The 15,011-nt window shown below is 68.0% G+C and carries 18 protein-coding genes; 6 read left to right on the top strand and 12 right to left on the bottom strand.

Translation table 11 applies throughout. The features are described 5' to 3' along the window. Positions 1 to 9 precede the first annotated feature (9 nt). From AVR91_RS37395 to AVR91_RS43010, 7 genes are all read right to left on the bottom strand, one after another. Entirely contained in the window at positions 10 to 711 is a 702-nt protein-coding gene (locus AVR91_RS37395; protein ID WP_063271987.1) for a hypothetical protein, read from the bottom strand. 115 nt (positions 712 to 826) lie between these two features. After that, entirely contained in the window at positions 827 to 1,165 is a 339-nt protein-coding gene (locus tag AVR91_RS37390; protein ID WP_063271986.1) for a hypothetical protein, read from the bottom strand. A gap of 34 nt (positions 1,166 to 1,199) precedes the next feature. Continuing rightward, positions 1,200 to 2,060 carry a RecB family exonuclease gene (locus AVR91_RS37385; RefSeq protein ID WP_016331482.1) on the bottom strand — a complete coding sequence of 287 codons (861 nt, stop codon included), beginning with the start codon at positions 2,058 to 2,060 and terminating at the stop codon, positions 1,200 to 1,202. A gap of 215 nt (positions 2,061 to 2,275) precedes the next feature. Beyond that, positions 2,276 to 2,905: a MarC family protein gene (locus AVR91_RS37380; RefSeq protein WP_016331481.1), complete on the bottom strand. Its 630-nt coding sequence runs from the start codon at positions 2,903 to 2,905 to the stop codon at positions 2,276 to 2,278. Next, positions 2,902 to 3,765, bottom strand: a complete 864-nt coding sequence (locus AVR91_RS37375) for a PHP domain-containing protein (protein ID WP_063271985.1) — start codon at positions 3,763 to 3,765, stop codon at positions 2,902 to 2,904. The genes AVR91_RS37380 and AVR91_RS37375 overlap by 4 nt, the downstream gene beginning before the upstream one ends. A 51-nt stretch (positions 3,766 to 3,816) precedes the next feature. Further along, positions 3,817 to 4,377, bottom strand: a complete 561-nt coding sequence (locus AVR91_RS37370; protein ID WP_016331479.1) for a PH domain-containing protein — start codon at positions 4,375 to 4,377, stop codon at positions 3,817 to 3,819. A 24-nt stretch (positions 4,378 to 4,401) separates the two neighbouring features. After that, the gene (locus AVR91_RS43010) at positions 4,402 to 4,563 is read right to left on the bottom strand and encodes a hypothetical protein (protein WP_005167589.1); all 162 of its coding nucleotides are present in this window, start codon (positions 4,561 to 4,563) and stop codon (positions 4,402 to 4,404) included. A 186-nt stretch (positions 4,564 to 4,749) separates the two neighbouring features. Here AVR91_RS43010 and AVR91_RS37365 point away from each other — a divergent pair, with 186 nt between their 5' ends. Beyond that, on the top strand, positions 4,750 to 5,163 hold the full coding sequence (locus AVR91_RS37365; RefSeq protein WP_063271984.1) for an NUDIX hydrolase: 414 nt from the start codon (positions 4,750 to 4,752) through the stop codon (positions 5,161 to 5,163). A 321-nt stretch (positions 5,164 to 5,484) separates the two neighbouring features. Here AVR91_RS37365 and AVR91_RS37360 read toward each other — a convergent pair whose 3' ends face one another. Both AVR91_RS37360 and AVR91_RS37355 read right to left on the bottom strand, forming a co-directional pair. Then, positions 5,485 to 6,588 (bottom strand): DUF2332 domain-containing protein, encoded by a 1,104-nt coding sequence (locus AVR91_RS37360; RefSeq protein WP_063271983.1) that lies wholly within the window; start codon positions 6,586 to 6,588, stop codon positions 5,485 to 5,487. A 33-nt stretch (positions 6,589 to 6,621) separates the two neighbouring features. Further along, a complete protein-coding gene (locus AVR91_RS37355; protein WP_016331476.1) occupies positions 6,622 to 7,200 on the bottom strand; it encodes a MaoC family dehydratase in 579 nt (192 codons plus the stop codon). Between the two features lie 249 nt (positions 7,201 to 7,449). Between AVR91_RS37355 and corA the strand changes: the two genes are divergently transcribed. The 3 genes from corA (at position 7,450) to AVR91_RS37340 (ending at position 10,200) form a co-directional block, all read left to right on the top strand. Next, positions 7,450 to 8,538 carry a magnesium/cobalt transporter CorA gene (gene corA / locus AVR91_RS37350; RefSeq protein WP_016331475.1) on the top strand — a complete coding sequence of 363 codons (1,089 nt, stop codon included), beginning with the start codon at positions 7,450 to 7,452 and terminating at the stop codon, positions 8,536 to 8,538. A 178-nt stretch (positions 8,539 to 8,716) separates the two neighbouring features. Next, positions 8,717 to 9,364, top strand: a complete 648-nt coding sequence (locus AVR91_RS37345) for a metallophosphoesterase family protein (protein ID WP_063271982.1) — start codon at positions 8,717 to 8,719, stop codon at positions 9,362 to 9,364. After that, positions 9,361 to 10,200 (top strand): ParB N-terminal domain-containing protein, encoded by an 840-nt coding sequence (locus AVR91_RS37340; RefSeq protein WP_016331473.1) that lies wholly within the window; start codon positions 9,361 to 9,363, stop codon positions 10,198 to 10,200. The genes AVR91_RS37345 and AVR91_RS37340 overlap by 4 nt, the downstream gene beginning before the upstream one ends. Positions 10,201 to 10,424: 224 nt before the next feature. Here the strand turns inward: AVR91_RS37340 and AVR91_RS37335 are convergent, their stop codons facing one another. Beyond that, positions 10,425 to 11,948: an MFS transporter gene (locus AVR91_RS37335; protein ID WP_063271981.1), complete on the bottom strand. Its 1,524-nt coding sequence runs from the start codon at positions 11,946 to 11,948 to the stop codon at positions 10,425 to 10,427. Positions 11,949 to 12,070: 122 nt separating this feature from the next. Here AVR91_RS37335 and AVR91_RS37330 point away from each other — a divergent pair, with 122 nt between their 5' ends. Then, the gene (locus AVR91_RS37330; RefSeq protein WP_063271980.1) at positions 12,071 to 12,751 is read left to right on the top strand and encodes a TetR/AcrR family transcriptional regulator; all 681 of its coding nucleotides are present in this window, start codon (positions 12,071 to 12,073) and stop codon (positions 12,749 to 12,751) included. 12 nt (positions 12,752 to 12,763) lie between these two features. Here the strand turns inward: AVR91_RS37330 and AVR91_RS37325 are convergent, their stop codons facing one another. Beyond that, on the bottom strand, positions 12,764 to 13,690 hold the full coding sequence (locus tag AVR91_RS37325) for a hypothetical protein (RefSeq protein ID WP_063271979.1): 927 nt from the start codon (positions 13,688 to 13,690) through the stop codon (positions 12,764 to 12,766). 199 nt (positions 13,691 to 13,889) lie between these two features. Between AVR91_RS37325 and AVR91_RS37320 the strand changes: the two genes are divergently transcribed. Next, positions 13,890 to 14,090, top strand: coding sequence for a PspC domain-containing protein (locus tag AVR91_RS37320; RefSeq protein ID WP_034313416.1), 201 nt, complete (start codon positions 13,890 to 13,892; stop codon positions 14,088 to 14,090). 3 nt (positions 14,091 to 14,093) lie between these two features. Here AVR91_RS37320 and AVR91_RS37315 read toward each other — a convergent pair whose 3' ends face one another. Then, entirely contained in the window at positions 14,094 to 14,855 is a 762-nt protein-coding gene (locus AVR91_RS37315; RefSeq protein ID WP_063271978.1) for an NPP1 family protein, read from the bottom strand. Positions 14,856 to 15,011 lie beyond the last annotated feature (156 nt).

The raw sequence follows: 15,011 nt of genomic DNA, 5'->3' as shown, positions 1-15,011 counted from the left end.
GGCCCGCGGTCAGCGCGTCGTCGAAGTCCGGGAAGTACGCAGCCGGCTGACTTCCTTCCAGCACCACTTGCCGCCTTCGCTGACGAGCGTGCCGGTGGCGGTGCCCGGCCGCCCCGCGACGGTCAGCGTGACGGCGACCGTGGCCTTGGTCTCGGAGACCTTCGTGACCGGGCCGAGCGAGGCGTCCGACGCTTCGCTGACCCGCTCGATGATCTGGTCGATGTCCTTCTCGGCGCTCGCGCATTTCAGCTCCGTCAACGCGGCCCTGTCATGGGCGTTGATGCCGTCGATGATCGCCTGCGCGGTTCCTTCCGGGCCGGACGCCTTCTCGGCCTTGTCGTCACCGAGGAAGAACCCGGGCGCGACGAATCCGGTGATGCCCAGCGTGAGCACCACCACGGCCGCCGCGGCGATGCCCACGATCAGGCCGGTCTTGTTGTTCTTCGGGGGCGCGGGCGGCCCGCCGAAGCCCTGTCCGTACTGCTGCTGGCCGTAGCCGGGGTATTGCTGCTGGGGGTACTGCTGCTGCGGGTACGCGCCGCTCTGGTCGTAACCGCCCTGCTGGTACTGCCCCGGGTACTGCTGCTGTTGGCCCGGATACGGCTGCTGGCCCGACTGCTGTTCCGGATACGGCTGGCCCGGCTGCTGCCCTGGATACTGCTGCCCGCCATGACCTTGGTCGGGCTGTCCTGGCTGGGGTGGGTAGGTCATCAACAGGCCCTTCGTCCTCGCTGCGGGGCGGCGTGTTCGTCCACGACATGCCCAGTGAGCCATATTTTCGCAGGAACGAGGCGCCTTTTCCGATCAATGACACCTTCCTGCCGTGTCAGCTCCACCAGAACAGGCTCAGCGCGGCCGTCACGCTCACGACGACACCGAGACCCGCGAAGCCCGCGACGCGGCCATTACGCGTGTCGGCGACCCGTTGGGCCAGCAAGGCGACGACCGCCGCGACCGGATGACCGATCAGCATCAGCGGCCCCGGCCCGGGCGCACCGGCGAACAGGCAGACTCCGGCGATCACGAGAACGAACACCGCGAGCACGACCATCCCGGCGGCCAATGATCCGGTCAGCCCCCGCCAGAACCGGCCGCTTCGGGGCGTCTCGGGCTCGTCCGAGGGCGGTGGGGTGGTCGCGAGCTCTTCGGTGTCCGGTGACGACACGTCCTCGCCTGTCCTATCGTCGGGTCTGGAGAATCTAGGGCGCCAGCAACTCCCACGGCTGAGCCGCGGGCCCGGCCTCCTGGCCTGCCGCGCAACTGGGCCGGAAGTCGCACCATGAGCAACGGCGGCCCGGGCGCGCCGGGAACAGGACGTCCTCGTCGCCGCCGGCGTCCAGGGTATCCGTTGCCAGCCGCAGGTCTCCGGCGGTCTCGTCGGCGCGTTGGAGATGCCGCTTGAGGCTCTGCTCGGTGTGCTCGGCGGCCGCGACCGTCCCGGTGGGCACGTGGTGCAGCTCGACCTGGTAGCACGGCGTCCGCAGGGTCCTGGCGGCCGCGACCGCATACAGCGCCAAGGCCTGCGACGAGCGCGCCTCGTACTCGTCCGGCTCACGGCGGCCGGTCTTGTAGTCGATGATCACCAGTTCCCGGCCACGCTGGTCGATGCGGTCGGCGCGGCCCTCGATGATGAGACTGGGCCCGCTGCCCGGTTCGAGCGTGACCGGCGCCGAAACCCAGCGCTCCAGCCCGACCGGATCGACGCTGACGTCGTTGTGCTCGACGTACTCCGCGACCCAGGCCTTCGCCCTGGCGCGATACCGGGCGGCCTGATCGGCGTCTTCGAACCCGGCGTCCTTCCAGTGTTCGGCGACGAGCGCCATCGCCCGCTGCGGCACGCGCTTGACCACCGGCAGGTCGAACAACGCCCGCAAAGCGTTGTGCACCACCGCACCCAGCGTGCTGTGCGCCCACGCGCCGGTGCGTGCCGGGGACGGGCGGTCCAGATACGACATGCGGTAGCGGCGCGGGCAGTCTTCGAACGTCGCGAGGCGCGCGGGCGAGACCTTCGTCAGCTTGCGCGGCGCCTCGACGCCGAAGTCGAAACCAATCTGCTCCATCGGATCACCCCGCCCGCAACGCTACGCACCCCCACCGACACTTTTCGAGGGGATCCCCGCCGAAGGGAGTAAGGGACCTTTGCTACCACCCGCCTGGCAGCAGTCCGTGCAGGTCGCCTTCACGGCAGCCCGCGTGCAATGAAAGTGTCTTTCCTTGCAAATTCGGCAAGGAAAGACACTTTCATTGCATCGGCCGGGCGGCCCCACGGGCGACGTCACGTGCCCGAGATGAAGCCCTTCACCGAGTTCGCCACCAGCTCGACCGCGATCGCGGCCAGCAGCAGACCGGCGATCTTCGCCAGCAACGTGATCCCGCTTTCCTTGATCAGCCGGATGACCACGCCCGAGTACCGCATGCACAGGTACAACACGAAGTGCACCGTCACGATCGAAAGCGCGAGAGCCACGTACGCGCCGACGTGGCCATCGGCCTGCCGCACGAAGACGATGGTCGCGGCGATCGCGCCCGGGCCGGCGAGCAGCGGCGTCCCGAGCGGGACGAGGGCGACGTTGACGTCGTCGCCCGCCGCCTCGGCCTCGCCGCCGGTCTTGCCGGTCAGCAGCTGCAGCGCGATGAGCAGCAGCAACAGCCCGCCCGCGCCCTGCAACGCCGGGATCCCGATGCCGAGGTAGGACAGGATCGCCTGTCCCGCCACGGCGAACAGCGAGATCACCAGCAACGACACCAGCACCGCCTGCCGCGCGGCCTTGGCGCGGAACGCCACCGACTTGCGGCCGGTCAGGCTCAGGAACACCGGCACCGTGCCGGGCGGGTCCATGATGACGATCAGCGTGATCGTCGCGCTCATGAACAGGCGCGCGTCGAAGAAGTCCGTGATCGTCACCGGGTCACGACCTGATAGCCGGTGGCCCGCGCGACGAGTTCTTCGAACGCGAGCGGATCGGTGGTCTCGTCGCCGAGGTCGATCGTCTTGTTCGTGCCGTGGTAGTCGCTCGACCCGGTGCGCACGAGCCCCAGCTCCCCCGCCAGCCCGTGCAACCGGACGCGGGTCTCCTCGTCGTGGTTCGGGTGGTCGACCTCGACCCCGGTGAGCCCGTGCCCGGCCAGCCCGGCGAGCACGTCCACGCTGATGGTCGCCCCGCGCGTGTAGGCGAAGGGATGCGCGATGACGGTGACCCCGCCCGCCGCCGCGATCATGTCGATCGCGTCCTCCACGAGCGTGTCCTGCCGCGCCACGAAATATCCGCTGCCGTTGCCGAGATAACTGCCGAACGCCTCGTTCACCGACGAGACGACACCGGCCCGCACCAGGGCCTGCGCGAGATGCGGCCGTCCGGCGGAACCGTCCTCGGGAAGCAGCGACATGACCTCGTCGGGATCCACCGGGAGACCGTCGGCGGCCATCCGTTCGGCCATCACCCGCAGCCGCCAACGCCGCTCCGACCGCAGCCGGGTCTGCTCGGCGACGACCGCCGCCGACTCCGGGTCGAAGAGGTACGCGAGCAGATGGACGCTGATGTGCCGCCCGGTCACCGGGTCGACGGAGATCGTGGACAGCTCGGCGCCGGGCATCAGGGTGAGCCCCGGTGGAAGTGCCTCGGCGGCCGGGGCCCAGCCGGCCGTGGTGTCGTGATCGGTGATCGCGACGACGTCGAGGCCCGCCTTCGCGGCGGCGGCGACCAGCCCGGCAGGGCTGTCGGTGCCGTCGGAGGCGGTGGAGTGGGCGTGCAGGTCGATGCGCATCGCCGATCAGTATCGACGATGCGCCAGGTCACAGCGACCCCGGGACCTGCGCTAACCGACCTTCTTCTTGCCGCGGGCCGCACGCTGCGCCTTGATCATCGAAAAGCGCTCGGCCTGCTTCTGCTTGTCGCCGAAGACGAGCTCGGAAATCGTGTCGTAGAACTCTTCCGGCTTCGGCAGGTAGTCGATGCGGTTCAGGGCCTGGATCTGACCGGCGGACTCGACCACCATCGTCCCGTACCCCATCATCCGGCCCCACGCCGAACGTTCGTAGGTGAGGTCGGTGACCTTGGTGATCGGCATCATCAGCACCTTGGTGGTGTAGACGCCGGTCGTCATCACGAATCGTTTGTCCGTGACGACCAATCGCTCGACCCACCACTCCATCACCACGTACGCGAAGCGCAGGATGACGAGCAACGCGGCATACCAGAGGATGTTCTGGATGACCCACGCGGCGGGCGGGAGCAGGTAGGACACCAGGACGCAGATGGCCAGCAAGGCCACCGCCTCGAAGGTGTCCCACAGCAGCACCGCCCAGTGACGGCGGATCCTGATGACCCGCCGCTCGGTGTCGAGGAGATACTCGTCTGGATCGCGTGGGGCGAACATACCGATAGAGTATCCGCTCCTCCGCTAGCTGAAGACGTTGCTGACGAAGGTGATCACCGATTCGGCCGAGTCACGCAGGAAGCCGATGATGTTTCCCACGAGGCCCGCGGCCTGACCTGGCTGCGCGATCACGAAGAACAGCACCAACGCGATTCCTGCGAAAGTGAGGAGCTTTTTCGCGTTCACAGCGATCAATCCTGTCTCTTACGGTGACTGACTGCGGATACTGACCATTCATTTTGTACCGCACCTTCCACCGGCGCGGGAGAGAAGTCCCGCGCTTGGGTCAGCCGGCAGGGGGAAGTGTACCGCACGGCTACTCTCCGTGTACAGGACAGCTGTTGTCAGGAAGCCCGCGTCTACCATTCGGGAATGAACACCGTTTCGGACAGCACCGTCCGCTGTGTCGGCGGCATCGTCCACGACGAGCTCGGCCGGATCCTGCTGATCCGGCGCGCGAATGAACCCGGACGTGGACTCTGGTCGGTCCCCGGCGGACGCGTCGAACCAGGCGAAACGGACGAAGCGGCCGTCATTCGCGAGATGCGCGAAGAGACCGGGCTCGACGTGATACCGGGCACACCTGTCGGCAACGTCCGCCGTGGCCCCTACGACATCCACGACTACGCCTGCACGGTCACCGGCGGCACTCTCCGTGCCGGGGACGATGCCGACGACGCTCGGTGGATCGACGCCGAAACCTTGATCGAACTCGACAAAGACGGCCGCCTGGCCGAACTCCTGTTCGTCACTCTCCGCGACTGGGGAGTGCTGCCGACCGGGTAGCCCCGAAAGACGCGGGATAAAGCAGTGTGAGAGGTGAAAACTATCCTCGCCGATGCTTTCCCGTCATCTCCGAAGAGCGGAAACGCTAACGACCATCAGTCGCTGACGGGCTCCGTCCGGGTTCGCGCCGACCGCCCACTCTCGTCCACGCGCGGCCTACTCTGGGCTTGGCGACTCGCCGGTCCCGCTGGGTGCCGGCCTTGACCCGAGAGGTTGCGAAAGCCACTTTCGCAACGTTGAAGGTTGCGAAAGTGGCTTTCGCAACGTCGGCCGTGGCCGGGCCCGGCGCAGCCGACCGCCGTCAGCGGCTCAGCGGAACCGCTAAACCGGCAGCCAGGTCATCCGCTGCCCGTGCGGGGCCGTTCTGGCCAGTGCCCGCACATCCGGGACGCCGGAATCCCAGCGGACGAGCCCGAGCACGGCCTGGTCCACCGGTTCGGCCAGGTCGGTCCTGCCGGTCACCAGCGGCTCCAGCGCGGCGGCGTAGAACTCCTCGCTGACCCACCACAGCGGCCGGTCCGCGGCGAGCTCGCGGAGCGCTTCGAGGAAGTCGGCCCGCCGCTCCCCCAGGTACGCCAGCACGTGGCTGGTCAGCACGACGAGCGGGGCGTCGGCGGGCAGCGTGGCGGCCGCCGAGGCGAGATCGTCGACGGCGTCGCCCGCGATCAGCTCCGGCCGCTGCTTGCCCTGTGCCGCCGCGGCCGTGCGCAGGAGCCGGATCCGGTCCGGCTGGTCGGCCCAGACGCAGGCTTCGAGCCAGGCCAGTTCGTCTTCGTCGGCCAGGTCCACCGGGGCGCGGTCGAGGCCGGCGCGGGCGGTGATCGTCAGCTTCTTCGGCACCTTCGGCGTGACGGCGCCGGGCGCGAGGTCCAGCGCGCAGTGCAGGCCGACGGCGGTCTTCGCGGGCCCGGCGGTGAGCTGTTCACCGCCATCGCATTGGTAGCGGTAGGCGTATTTGTCCATGCCGAGCAGCAGGCCCGCGCTGCAGCCGACCTCGAGCAGCGCGATCTTGCCGCCCGCCTCCTTCGCGGCCATCGTCATCGCGGGGTAGAGCAGCGCGGCCCGGCGGACCTCGTTGGTCTGCGTGTACCGCGAGGAGATGATCGCGCGCGCCTTGTCCGCCCGTTCCAGCAGGAACGAGCGGAACAAGGGCCACGTCTCCGAGTCCACGCCGTCGAAACCGCCGACGGACGGGTAATACCGTGAGAGCGGGTGGATGGGGTCGGCCTGGATGAGGCGGTGCGCGGTCGCCATGAGCAGCGTTCCGCGTGCTTCACCACCGCGGGCGTCCGTCAGCAGCCCGGCGACGTCGTCGTCCTCGGCCGCCTTCGCCGCCAGGTGCTCGTACAGCGGCGAAACACCGGCCGCCTCGACCCTCGCGAACTTCCGCAGGCGGCTCTTGATCTCATCCAGCCCGATGGGCATCGACGCGCTCCCTTTTCCCGTTCGTGACACCCATTATTCGTGCGGCACGGGACGGCCGGGCTGTTCACCGCCCCTGGTGTCACCGTAAGACCGCTTCGGCACCATCACCTTGCGACGGAACACACACACGATCGTGCCGTCCTGCTTGTAGCCGCGGGTCTCGACGTAGACGACGCCCCGGTCGTCCTTCGACTTCGACGGCGTCTTGTCCAGCACCTCGGTCTCGCCGTAGATGGTGTCACCGTGGAAGGTCGGCTTCACGTGCTTCAGCGATTCGACCTCGAGGTTCGCGATCGCCTTGCCGGACACGTCCGGCACCGACATCCCCAGCAGCAGCGAGTAGATGTAGTTGCCGACCACGACGTTCTTGCCGAAGTCGGTGGTCTCCTCGGCGTAGTGCGCGTCGAGGTGCAGCGGATGGTGGTTCATCGTGATGAGGCAGAACAGGTGGTCGTCGTACTCGGTGACCGTTTTGCCCGGCCAGTGCTTGTAGACCGCACCGACCTCGAACTCTTCGTAATAGCGACCGAACTGCACCCATTCCTCCTGCACGAGTAACGCGGCGTGAGCCTGGAACGACAGGCCTTCGTGTTGAGGAGTACCCTCGACCATTGGTGTCGGGTCGTCAACGCGACCCACGCCACTGCGTAACCGTCCGCCGAGCCGAAGGAGGTGAGGAACCCGATGTCCAGTGGCGATAGTCCGCTTCCTAGTAGTCGCAGCGTTTCCGCCTTCACATCTCGCCGGATCCCCACCTGGCAGGGCTGACGAAACCGGGAACGCTGGCCTAGCCGAGCGGCCCCCGACCGCTTGGCCCGTCGTCTTCGCGCACCAACGCACGACGTCTGCCCAGGAGATCCCATGCCTGCCATTCCCTCGCTCGGCGGCCTTCGCGGCCGGAGCAACGGCCGCGCCAAGAGCGTCCCCGAACGCCCGCTGCCCGTCCCCCTTTCGGCGTACGTCGTCGATTGCGCGGTGTACGTGGACGGCAAGCGCCTGCCCGGCCGCTGGACGCACGCCGAGGCCATCAAAGAGGTGCGCAAACGGCACGCCGGGTTCGTCTGGATCGGCCTGCACGAGCCCGACGCGGTCCAGATCCAGGGCATCGCGGACACCTTCGGCCTGCACGAGCTGGCCGTCGAAGACGCGCTCGAAGCACACCAGCGGCCCAAGCTGGAGCGCTACGACGACACGCTGTTCATGGTGCTGAAGACCGTCCGGTACGTCGAGCACGAGTCGCCCGCGACGGCGAACGAGATCGTCGAGACCGGCGAGCTGATGGCCTTCCTCGGCCGCGACTTCGTGATCACCGTGCGGCACGGGAACCACTCGGGGCTCGCGAGGCTGCGCCGCGAACTCGACCAGGATCCGGAGCGGCTCGCCCTCGGGCCGTCCGCGGTGCTGCACGCGATCGCGGACCACGTCGTCGACCACTACCTCGACGTCACCACCGCCATCGAGTCGGACATCGACGAGATGGAGACGCATGTCTTCGCGCCGCGCTCCAAGGTGAGCGCCGAGCAGATCTACTTCATGAAGCGCGAGGTGCTGGAACTGCGCCGCGCGGTCATGCCGCTCGGCACTCCGCTGCAGCGGCTCGCGGAGGGGTACACGCGGCTGATCCCGGACGAGGTCCGTTCCTACTTCCGCGACGTCTCCGACCACTTGACGACCGTTTCGGAGCGGGTCTCGAACTTCGACGAGCTGCTGACCACCCTGGTGGACGCCACGCTGGCGAAGATCACCCTCCAGCAGAACACCGACATGCGCAAGATCACCGCGTGGGCGGCGATCATCGCGGTCCCGACGGCGCTCGCCGGGATCTACGGGATGAACTTCGACTACATGCCGGAGCTGCATTGGCGGTTCGGCTACCCGGTGGCGATGACGGTCATCTTCGGCGTCTGCATCCTGCTTTACCGAATATTCAGGAAGAACCGCTGGCTCTGACCTTTCTTCCCCTTTCGGTAGTTCTGGAGTTCCCTCATGCCAAGGATCCTGACCAACCTCAAGTTCTGGGCGCTGGCGTTCTGCGTCGTCTGGCTCGGCATCGTGATCGCGATCATCGCCAAGGACCCCGCGTTCGCGCACGGCACGAAGTAGCGCCGCCGGGCTTACCCTGGAGCGCATGAAAGCGCTGGTGGTCGCGGACGAGGTCGAAGAGCGGCTGTGGACGTCCGCCGTCCGCAACCATCGGGCCGACCTCGTCATCGGTGCCGGTGATCTGCCGTACGACTACCTCGAGTTCCTGGCGGGCGCGCTCGACGTGCCGTGCGTGTTCGTCCCGGGTAACCACGACCCCGATCTGTCCGGTTACACCCGCTACGGCGGACTGTCCATGAAGGACGGTTTTCCCACGGTGTGGCCGGGACCGGCGGGCGGGGTGAACGCGGACGGCCGGATCGTCGACGTCGGCGGGCTCCGGTTCGCCGGGCTCGGCGGCTCGGTCCGCTACAACGACGGCCCCAACCAATGGACGCAACGCCAGCAGGCTCGGCGTGCCCGCAGGCTGGTGCGCCGGGCCCGGCTCCGTCGCTGGCGGGACGGGCGGGACGTCGACATCCTGCTCACGCACGCGCCGCCGCGGCACTGCGGCGACCGCGAGGATCCGCCGCACCGCGGGTTCGACTGTCTCCATCGCACGATCGAGTTGCTGCGGCCGAAATGGTTGCTGCACGGGCATATCCACCCGCACGGTGAACCCGTGCCGGACCGGGTGGTCGGCGGGACCACGGTACGCAACGTGGTCGGGCACCGGATCATGGAGTTCGTATGAAGGACACCGGTTTTCCCCGTGCGGACGCGGAACACGACTTCCTCCGCGCGCGACGACGTCAGGTGCTGTCGCGGCTGGCGAACTGGCTGCGCGGCGAGCCCGACGACGTCAACATCATGCTGCCGTTCCACGAGGTGGTCGACGCGCTCGGTTATCTCGGCGAGCGGAAGATCGGGGCGCGGGTGATCCGGCTCGACTCGATCGTCGGCAGCGTCGACCGCGGCCGCGATTTCGACCGCCGCTTCCGCCCCACGTCCGGGCGGGTGCGCGAACGGTGGGAACGGCTGGCGCTCGCCACCCGGCGCGGCGAGTCGATCCCGCCGATCGAGGTGTACCGCGTCGGCGAACTGCATTTCATCATCGACGGGCATCATCGCGTCTCGGTGGCGCACGCGATGCGACTGTCCACAATAGAGGCGATGGTCACCGAGGTGCGGACCAAACTGGACCCGAGCGGGATCCGGTACCGCGGCGACCTGATCGTCAAGGACTACCGGCGGCTGTTCCTGGAACGCGTCCCGCTTTCGGGACACGCGCGGGCTTCGGTGGTGTTCACCGATCCGTGGGACTACGCGCGGCTCGGCGAGCACGTGGAGGCGTGGGGTTTCCGGCTGATGCAGGACGAAGGCGCGTACTCGGATCGGGCGACGCTGGCGCAGCGGTGGTTCGACGAGGAGTTCGTGCCCGTGGTGGCGATGCTGCGGCAGGCGGACCTGATCGGCGCGCGGACGGACGCCGAGGCGTATCTGTGGGTGGCGTGCGAACGGTACCGGCTGATCCGGACGCACCGGTGGGACGACGAGGTCTTCGAGGCGGTGCGGTCGCAGTCCCGCTGACGCCCCCTCTCAAGTGTCATGAAAGGGTCGTTCAGGACGTAACTTGTCCTGAACGACCCTTTCATGACATCCGGCGGTGGTGTTCCGCACAACCACGCCGCGCGAAGGACGCTTTCCCCTCATGCCATGCGGGGAAAGCTCCCTTGACACCCCTCTCCGCGCTAGGAAAGGACCGTTCCTTGCAAATTTTGCAAGGAACGGTCCTTTCCTAGCATTCGAGGGACCTACATGTGCACGGCGACCGGCGTAGCGTCCGAAGCGCCTTCAGGAGCCTTCGCCGGAGCACCCGACCGCAGCAGCAGCCCGCAGATCACCGCACCGATGACGAAGATCCACCCGCCCCACACGAAAGCGGTCGTGTAGCTGTGCACTGCCGCTTCTGCCGCCAGTTGCGCCGAAGGCACCTTCCCGGCCGCGAACGACGTCGCCGCGTTACCGGCCAGGGTGCTCAGCAGCGCGGTCCCGATCGAGCCGCCGACCTGCTGCGCGGTGTTGACCGCCGCCGACGCGACACCGGCGTCGTGCGTGTCGACACCGAAGGTCGCGACGCTCATCGCGGGCGCCATCGCGAGGCCGATGCCGATGCCCATGACCATCAGCGGGAACAGCACCCCGCCGGCGTACGTGCTGCTGGTGTCGATGGCCGAGAGCCAGAACAGCCCCGCCCCCGCGATCAGCATTCCCAGCGACACCAACGGTTTCGCGCCGAACTTCGGCAGCAGCACGGCCGTCGCCGACGTCGCGCTGGCCATCAGGGTGGCCACCATCGGCAGGAACGCGACCCCGCTCTGCACCGGCGTGAACTGCAGGTTCAGCTGGATGTAGAAGGTGAGGAACAGGAAGATCGAGAACATCCCGATGGCGAGCAGGAACATCGCGAGGTACGAGCCGCCGCGGTCGCGGTCGAGCAGTACGCGCAGCGGCAGGAGCGGATGCGAGACCCGCTGCTGGATCGCCACGAAAGCGGCGAGCAGCACGACACCGGCGGCGAGGAAACCCCACACCGACACCGAGGACCACGAGTCGCGCTCGGCGTTCGCGAAGCCGTAGACGAGCGCGAAGAGACCGGCCGACGCGGTGATCGTGCCGGGGATGTCGAGCTTCGGGCGCGGGCCGTCGGTCTCGGAGTTCTTCAGCAGCACGGCCGAACCGGCGAACGCGATCACCGCGAAGATGATGTTGACGTACATCGACCAGCGCCAGTCGAGGTACTCGGTCAGCACGCCGCCGAGCAGCAGGCCGATCGCCGCGCCGCCGCCACCGATGGCGCCGAAGACACCGAACGCCTTGCCGCGCTCCTTCGGATCGGTGAACGTCGTGGTCAGCAGCGAAAGGGCCGCCGGGGCCAGAAGCGCGCCGAAGACACCCTGTGCCGCGCGGGCGACGAGCAGCATTTCGATGCTGGTGGCGGCGCCGCCGATCGCCGACACGATGGCGAAGCCGGCGAGCCCGACGAGGAACGCGCGTTTGCGGCCGAAGAGGTCCGCGAGCCGCCCGCCCAGCAGGAGCAGGCTGCCGAACGCGAGCGCGTAGGCGGTGACGACCCATTGGCGGGCATCGTTCGAGAATCCGAGGTCCTGCTGCGCCGACGGGAGCGCGATGTTCACGACGGTGGCGTCGAGCACCACCATCAGCTGGGCGAGACCGATCATCACCAGGATCAGCCATCTCCTGGCGTGGTGCGGGTTGGTGTGCTGCGCGGCCGCGTCCCCCGGCGGCGTGGCGACAGCGGTGGATGAGTCAGACATACGGGCGTTTTCCTCACCGATAGTGACGAAGAAGCTATGTGGAGTAGGTATCTCCCCTTTCCGCGCCCAAGGTACACAAGAAGTGGAGAAGTGTCCTCTACTTCGTTTGTTAAGCTGGACGGATGGCTCGGGACCTCGCTCCCGCCGCACCGGCGCGGCCGCTGCGGCGCGACGCTGAACTCAATCGGCAACGCATCATCGCGGCGGCACGCGATGTCTTCGGCGAGCGCGGGCTCGAAGCGACGCTCGACGACGTCGCGCATCACGCCGGCGTCGGCGTCGGCACCGTCTACCGCCGCTTTCCCAGCAAGGAACACCTGGTCGAGGCGATGTTCGTCGACCAGTTCGAGACGATCCGCGAGTTCGCCGAAGAAGCGCTTCGCGCCGAAGACCCGTGGGAGGGCTTCGCGGACTTCACCTGGCGCGCCGCCGAACTGCACGCCGGTGACCGCGGGTTACGGGAAGTCATGCTGTCGAACGTCTTCGGCCAGGAGCGCGTCGCCGAGGCGAAATCGCGCATGGTGCCGTTGATCACACAGCTCGTCGAACGCGCTCAAGCGGCGGGCGTCCTGCGCGCGGACATCGTGCCGACGGACATGCCGCTGCTGCACCAGATGATCGGCTCCGTCATCGAGTTCACGCACGGTATCCAGCCGGACCTGTGGCGCCGGTGCCTCGCGATGCTGCTGGACGGCCTGCGCGCCGAACCCGGCCGCGCGACCCCGCTGCCGCATCCGCCGCTGGACGTCGAGGCGCTGGAAGAGGTCATGTGCTCCTTCCGGCTGCCCAAGCTGCGCTGCTGACCCCGCATTTAGTCAGGGAAGCTTCGGGAACACCGCGGCGGCGACCTCCCGTGCCGCCGCGCAGGTGGCGTCCTCCGCCGCCCCGTCGACACCGACCACGGAAAGCGCCGCCTGCTCGACCCGGTCCGGGGTGCCCGGGATCGGCCGGTGCGTGGTCACCTGGCAGAACGCCCCGGAAGTGGCGACCTGGACCTGCCGTCCGCCCAGCGCCTCCGTCGCGCCCGGCGTGGTGTCCGCGCCGACGGACAGCGAGAAGCTGACCTTGCCGCGGATGCAGTTGTGCCCGGACAACGCCGGGGCCGGTTTGGTCTCCGCTCCGGCGGCGGCGTCGAGTTCGTGCTGGTCGAGCAGGGCGCACGGGGCGACACGGCCCCACGAGCGCTGGTCCAGGTTCAGCCGCCCCACCTTGCGCTCGGTGATCACCCCGGCCGCGCTGCCGACGGTCGCGTCGGCGGTCCGGCAGCGGTCGGCCTGGTCGGCCGGGGCCCTGTCGTCGGAGGTCACGGCGATGGACAGCCGGATCCCGTCGGCGAAGGTGAGCAGCCGCGTGCAGGTGGTGTCCTGGTTGAACGTCGATTGCTGGACACTGAGCCCTTCCGGCAACGGCCCGGCGTATTCGTACGGCTGATTGTTCGGATCCTGCCCGGAAGTGATCGGGCCGGTGGTCACGGTGTAGCGATTGGCACCCTCGACGAATTCGAGGCGGCAGAACTCGAAAGAGGTCAACGGCGGTTTGACCGCGTTTCCGCCGCCGATCACCTTCCGCTGGTCGACAAGGCTGCAGTAATCGAGCGACGAGTATTCGCCGAGCGCCTCGGAAGCGGTCAAGGCCTCGTCGCCCGCGGTGGTCGGCGAAGACGTCACCGCCGATTCCGGCGTGGCACAGGCCGCGGCGAGGAACAGGCCGCAGAGTACTGCGCTGAGTCTCTTCGGGGGCACCGGAGCAGTATCGTCAAAAGATCCGGGAACACCACCCCCTACGGGCGAAGAACACAGGGTCCGCCTCGTTTTCCCAGGTGACTCCTTTACCTCGATTTCACGCCCTTAGGGGTGCGTTTCGTTCCGCGGTGGGATGCGGCCGGGCCGCCGCGCGACGAAAATGGGTTTCACACGCAGTGATGACAGAGAGGGAAGACCCGTGACGAACCCCGTAGCCGCCCGCCTGACCCGACCGCGCCAGGGCCGCATGATCGGCGGCGTCTGCGCCGGTCTCGCCAAACGTTTCGGCACCACTCCGGGCAAGGTCCGCCTGCTCGCCGTGCTGTCCTGCCTGCTGCCCGGCCCGCAGTTCATCGTCTACCTCGTGCTGTGGCTCGCCCTGCCCGAGAGCGAGTACTGAGCCTCAGCCGTTGGGGTCGAAGGGGATGCCCGACGGCTTGGCCTTGCCGAGGTTGTACTCGAACGAGCCGTCCTTGATCGCGAGGCTCGCGCTGCCGAAGTCGGCGCGGACGAGCGTGTCGCGGATACCGGGCGGGAACCGGTCCCAGCTGACGAGATCCGGGTACTGCCAGGCGTTGTAGTGGTTCTCCGGCGGCTCGGTCGCGCTCGCGATGCGGAAGCAGTGGGTGCTCGCGCCGTCCTTGTGATAGACGATCTTCGGGTGGGTTCCCTCCCAGGAGACCTTCGAGCGGTCGTAAGTCGAGTAGTTGCCGTGCGCGGACGTCGAGACGTACCGGGCCTGCCCCTCGTTCACCCAGACGACGACGTGTTCGATGTCGTGCCGGTGCCCGCAGCAGTCGATGCCCGGGACGGCCTGGTCCTTTTCGAAGTACAGGTCGTACAGGTGGGCGCACCAGCCGTTGTTGCACTTGGACCGGGCGTAGGAGTTGGTGTTGTCGAGGTCGGACCGGTCCCGGCACTGACCGTTGAGGGCTCCGGAATTCTTGAGGCCGGTGGCCACCGCCCCGGTGGGCGAGATCGCGGGGGTCGGGTAGCAGCCGTCGGTGTCGTAGTCGAACGCGGGCTGCCAGGTGCGGTCGGCGTCGGTCGCGTTCGACGGCAGTGCCTGTGGGGGTTCGGCCCAGGCGACGGCCGGGGCGAGCGTGGTGACGAGGACCGCTCCGATCAGGCCCTGCAGGAGACGGCGTGTCAGCTTCTTCGGCAAGGCAGGCGCCCTTCTCTCGGTACCCGGAGGATTCCCGATCACCTCAGGTGACGTAAACCGCCGAAGGTGGGGAAGCGCGTGAAGGCCGCACACGCGTGATCGGACGGCGAACTCGCGTGATTGAAGGCGGAACTCGTGGAGTTGCCCCCGGATGGC

Source organism: Amycolatopsis keratiniphila subsp. keratiniphila (assembly GCF_001620365.2).
GTDB lineage: Bacteria > Actinomycetota > Actinomycetes > Mycobacteriales > Pseudonocardiaceae > Amycolatopsis > Amycolatopsis keratiniphila.
The sequence above is the reverse complement of the archived record's forward strand: the minus strand, read 5'-3'. Positions and strand labels throughout refer to the sequence as shown.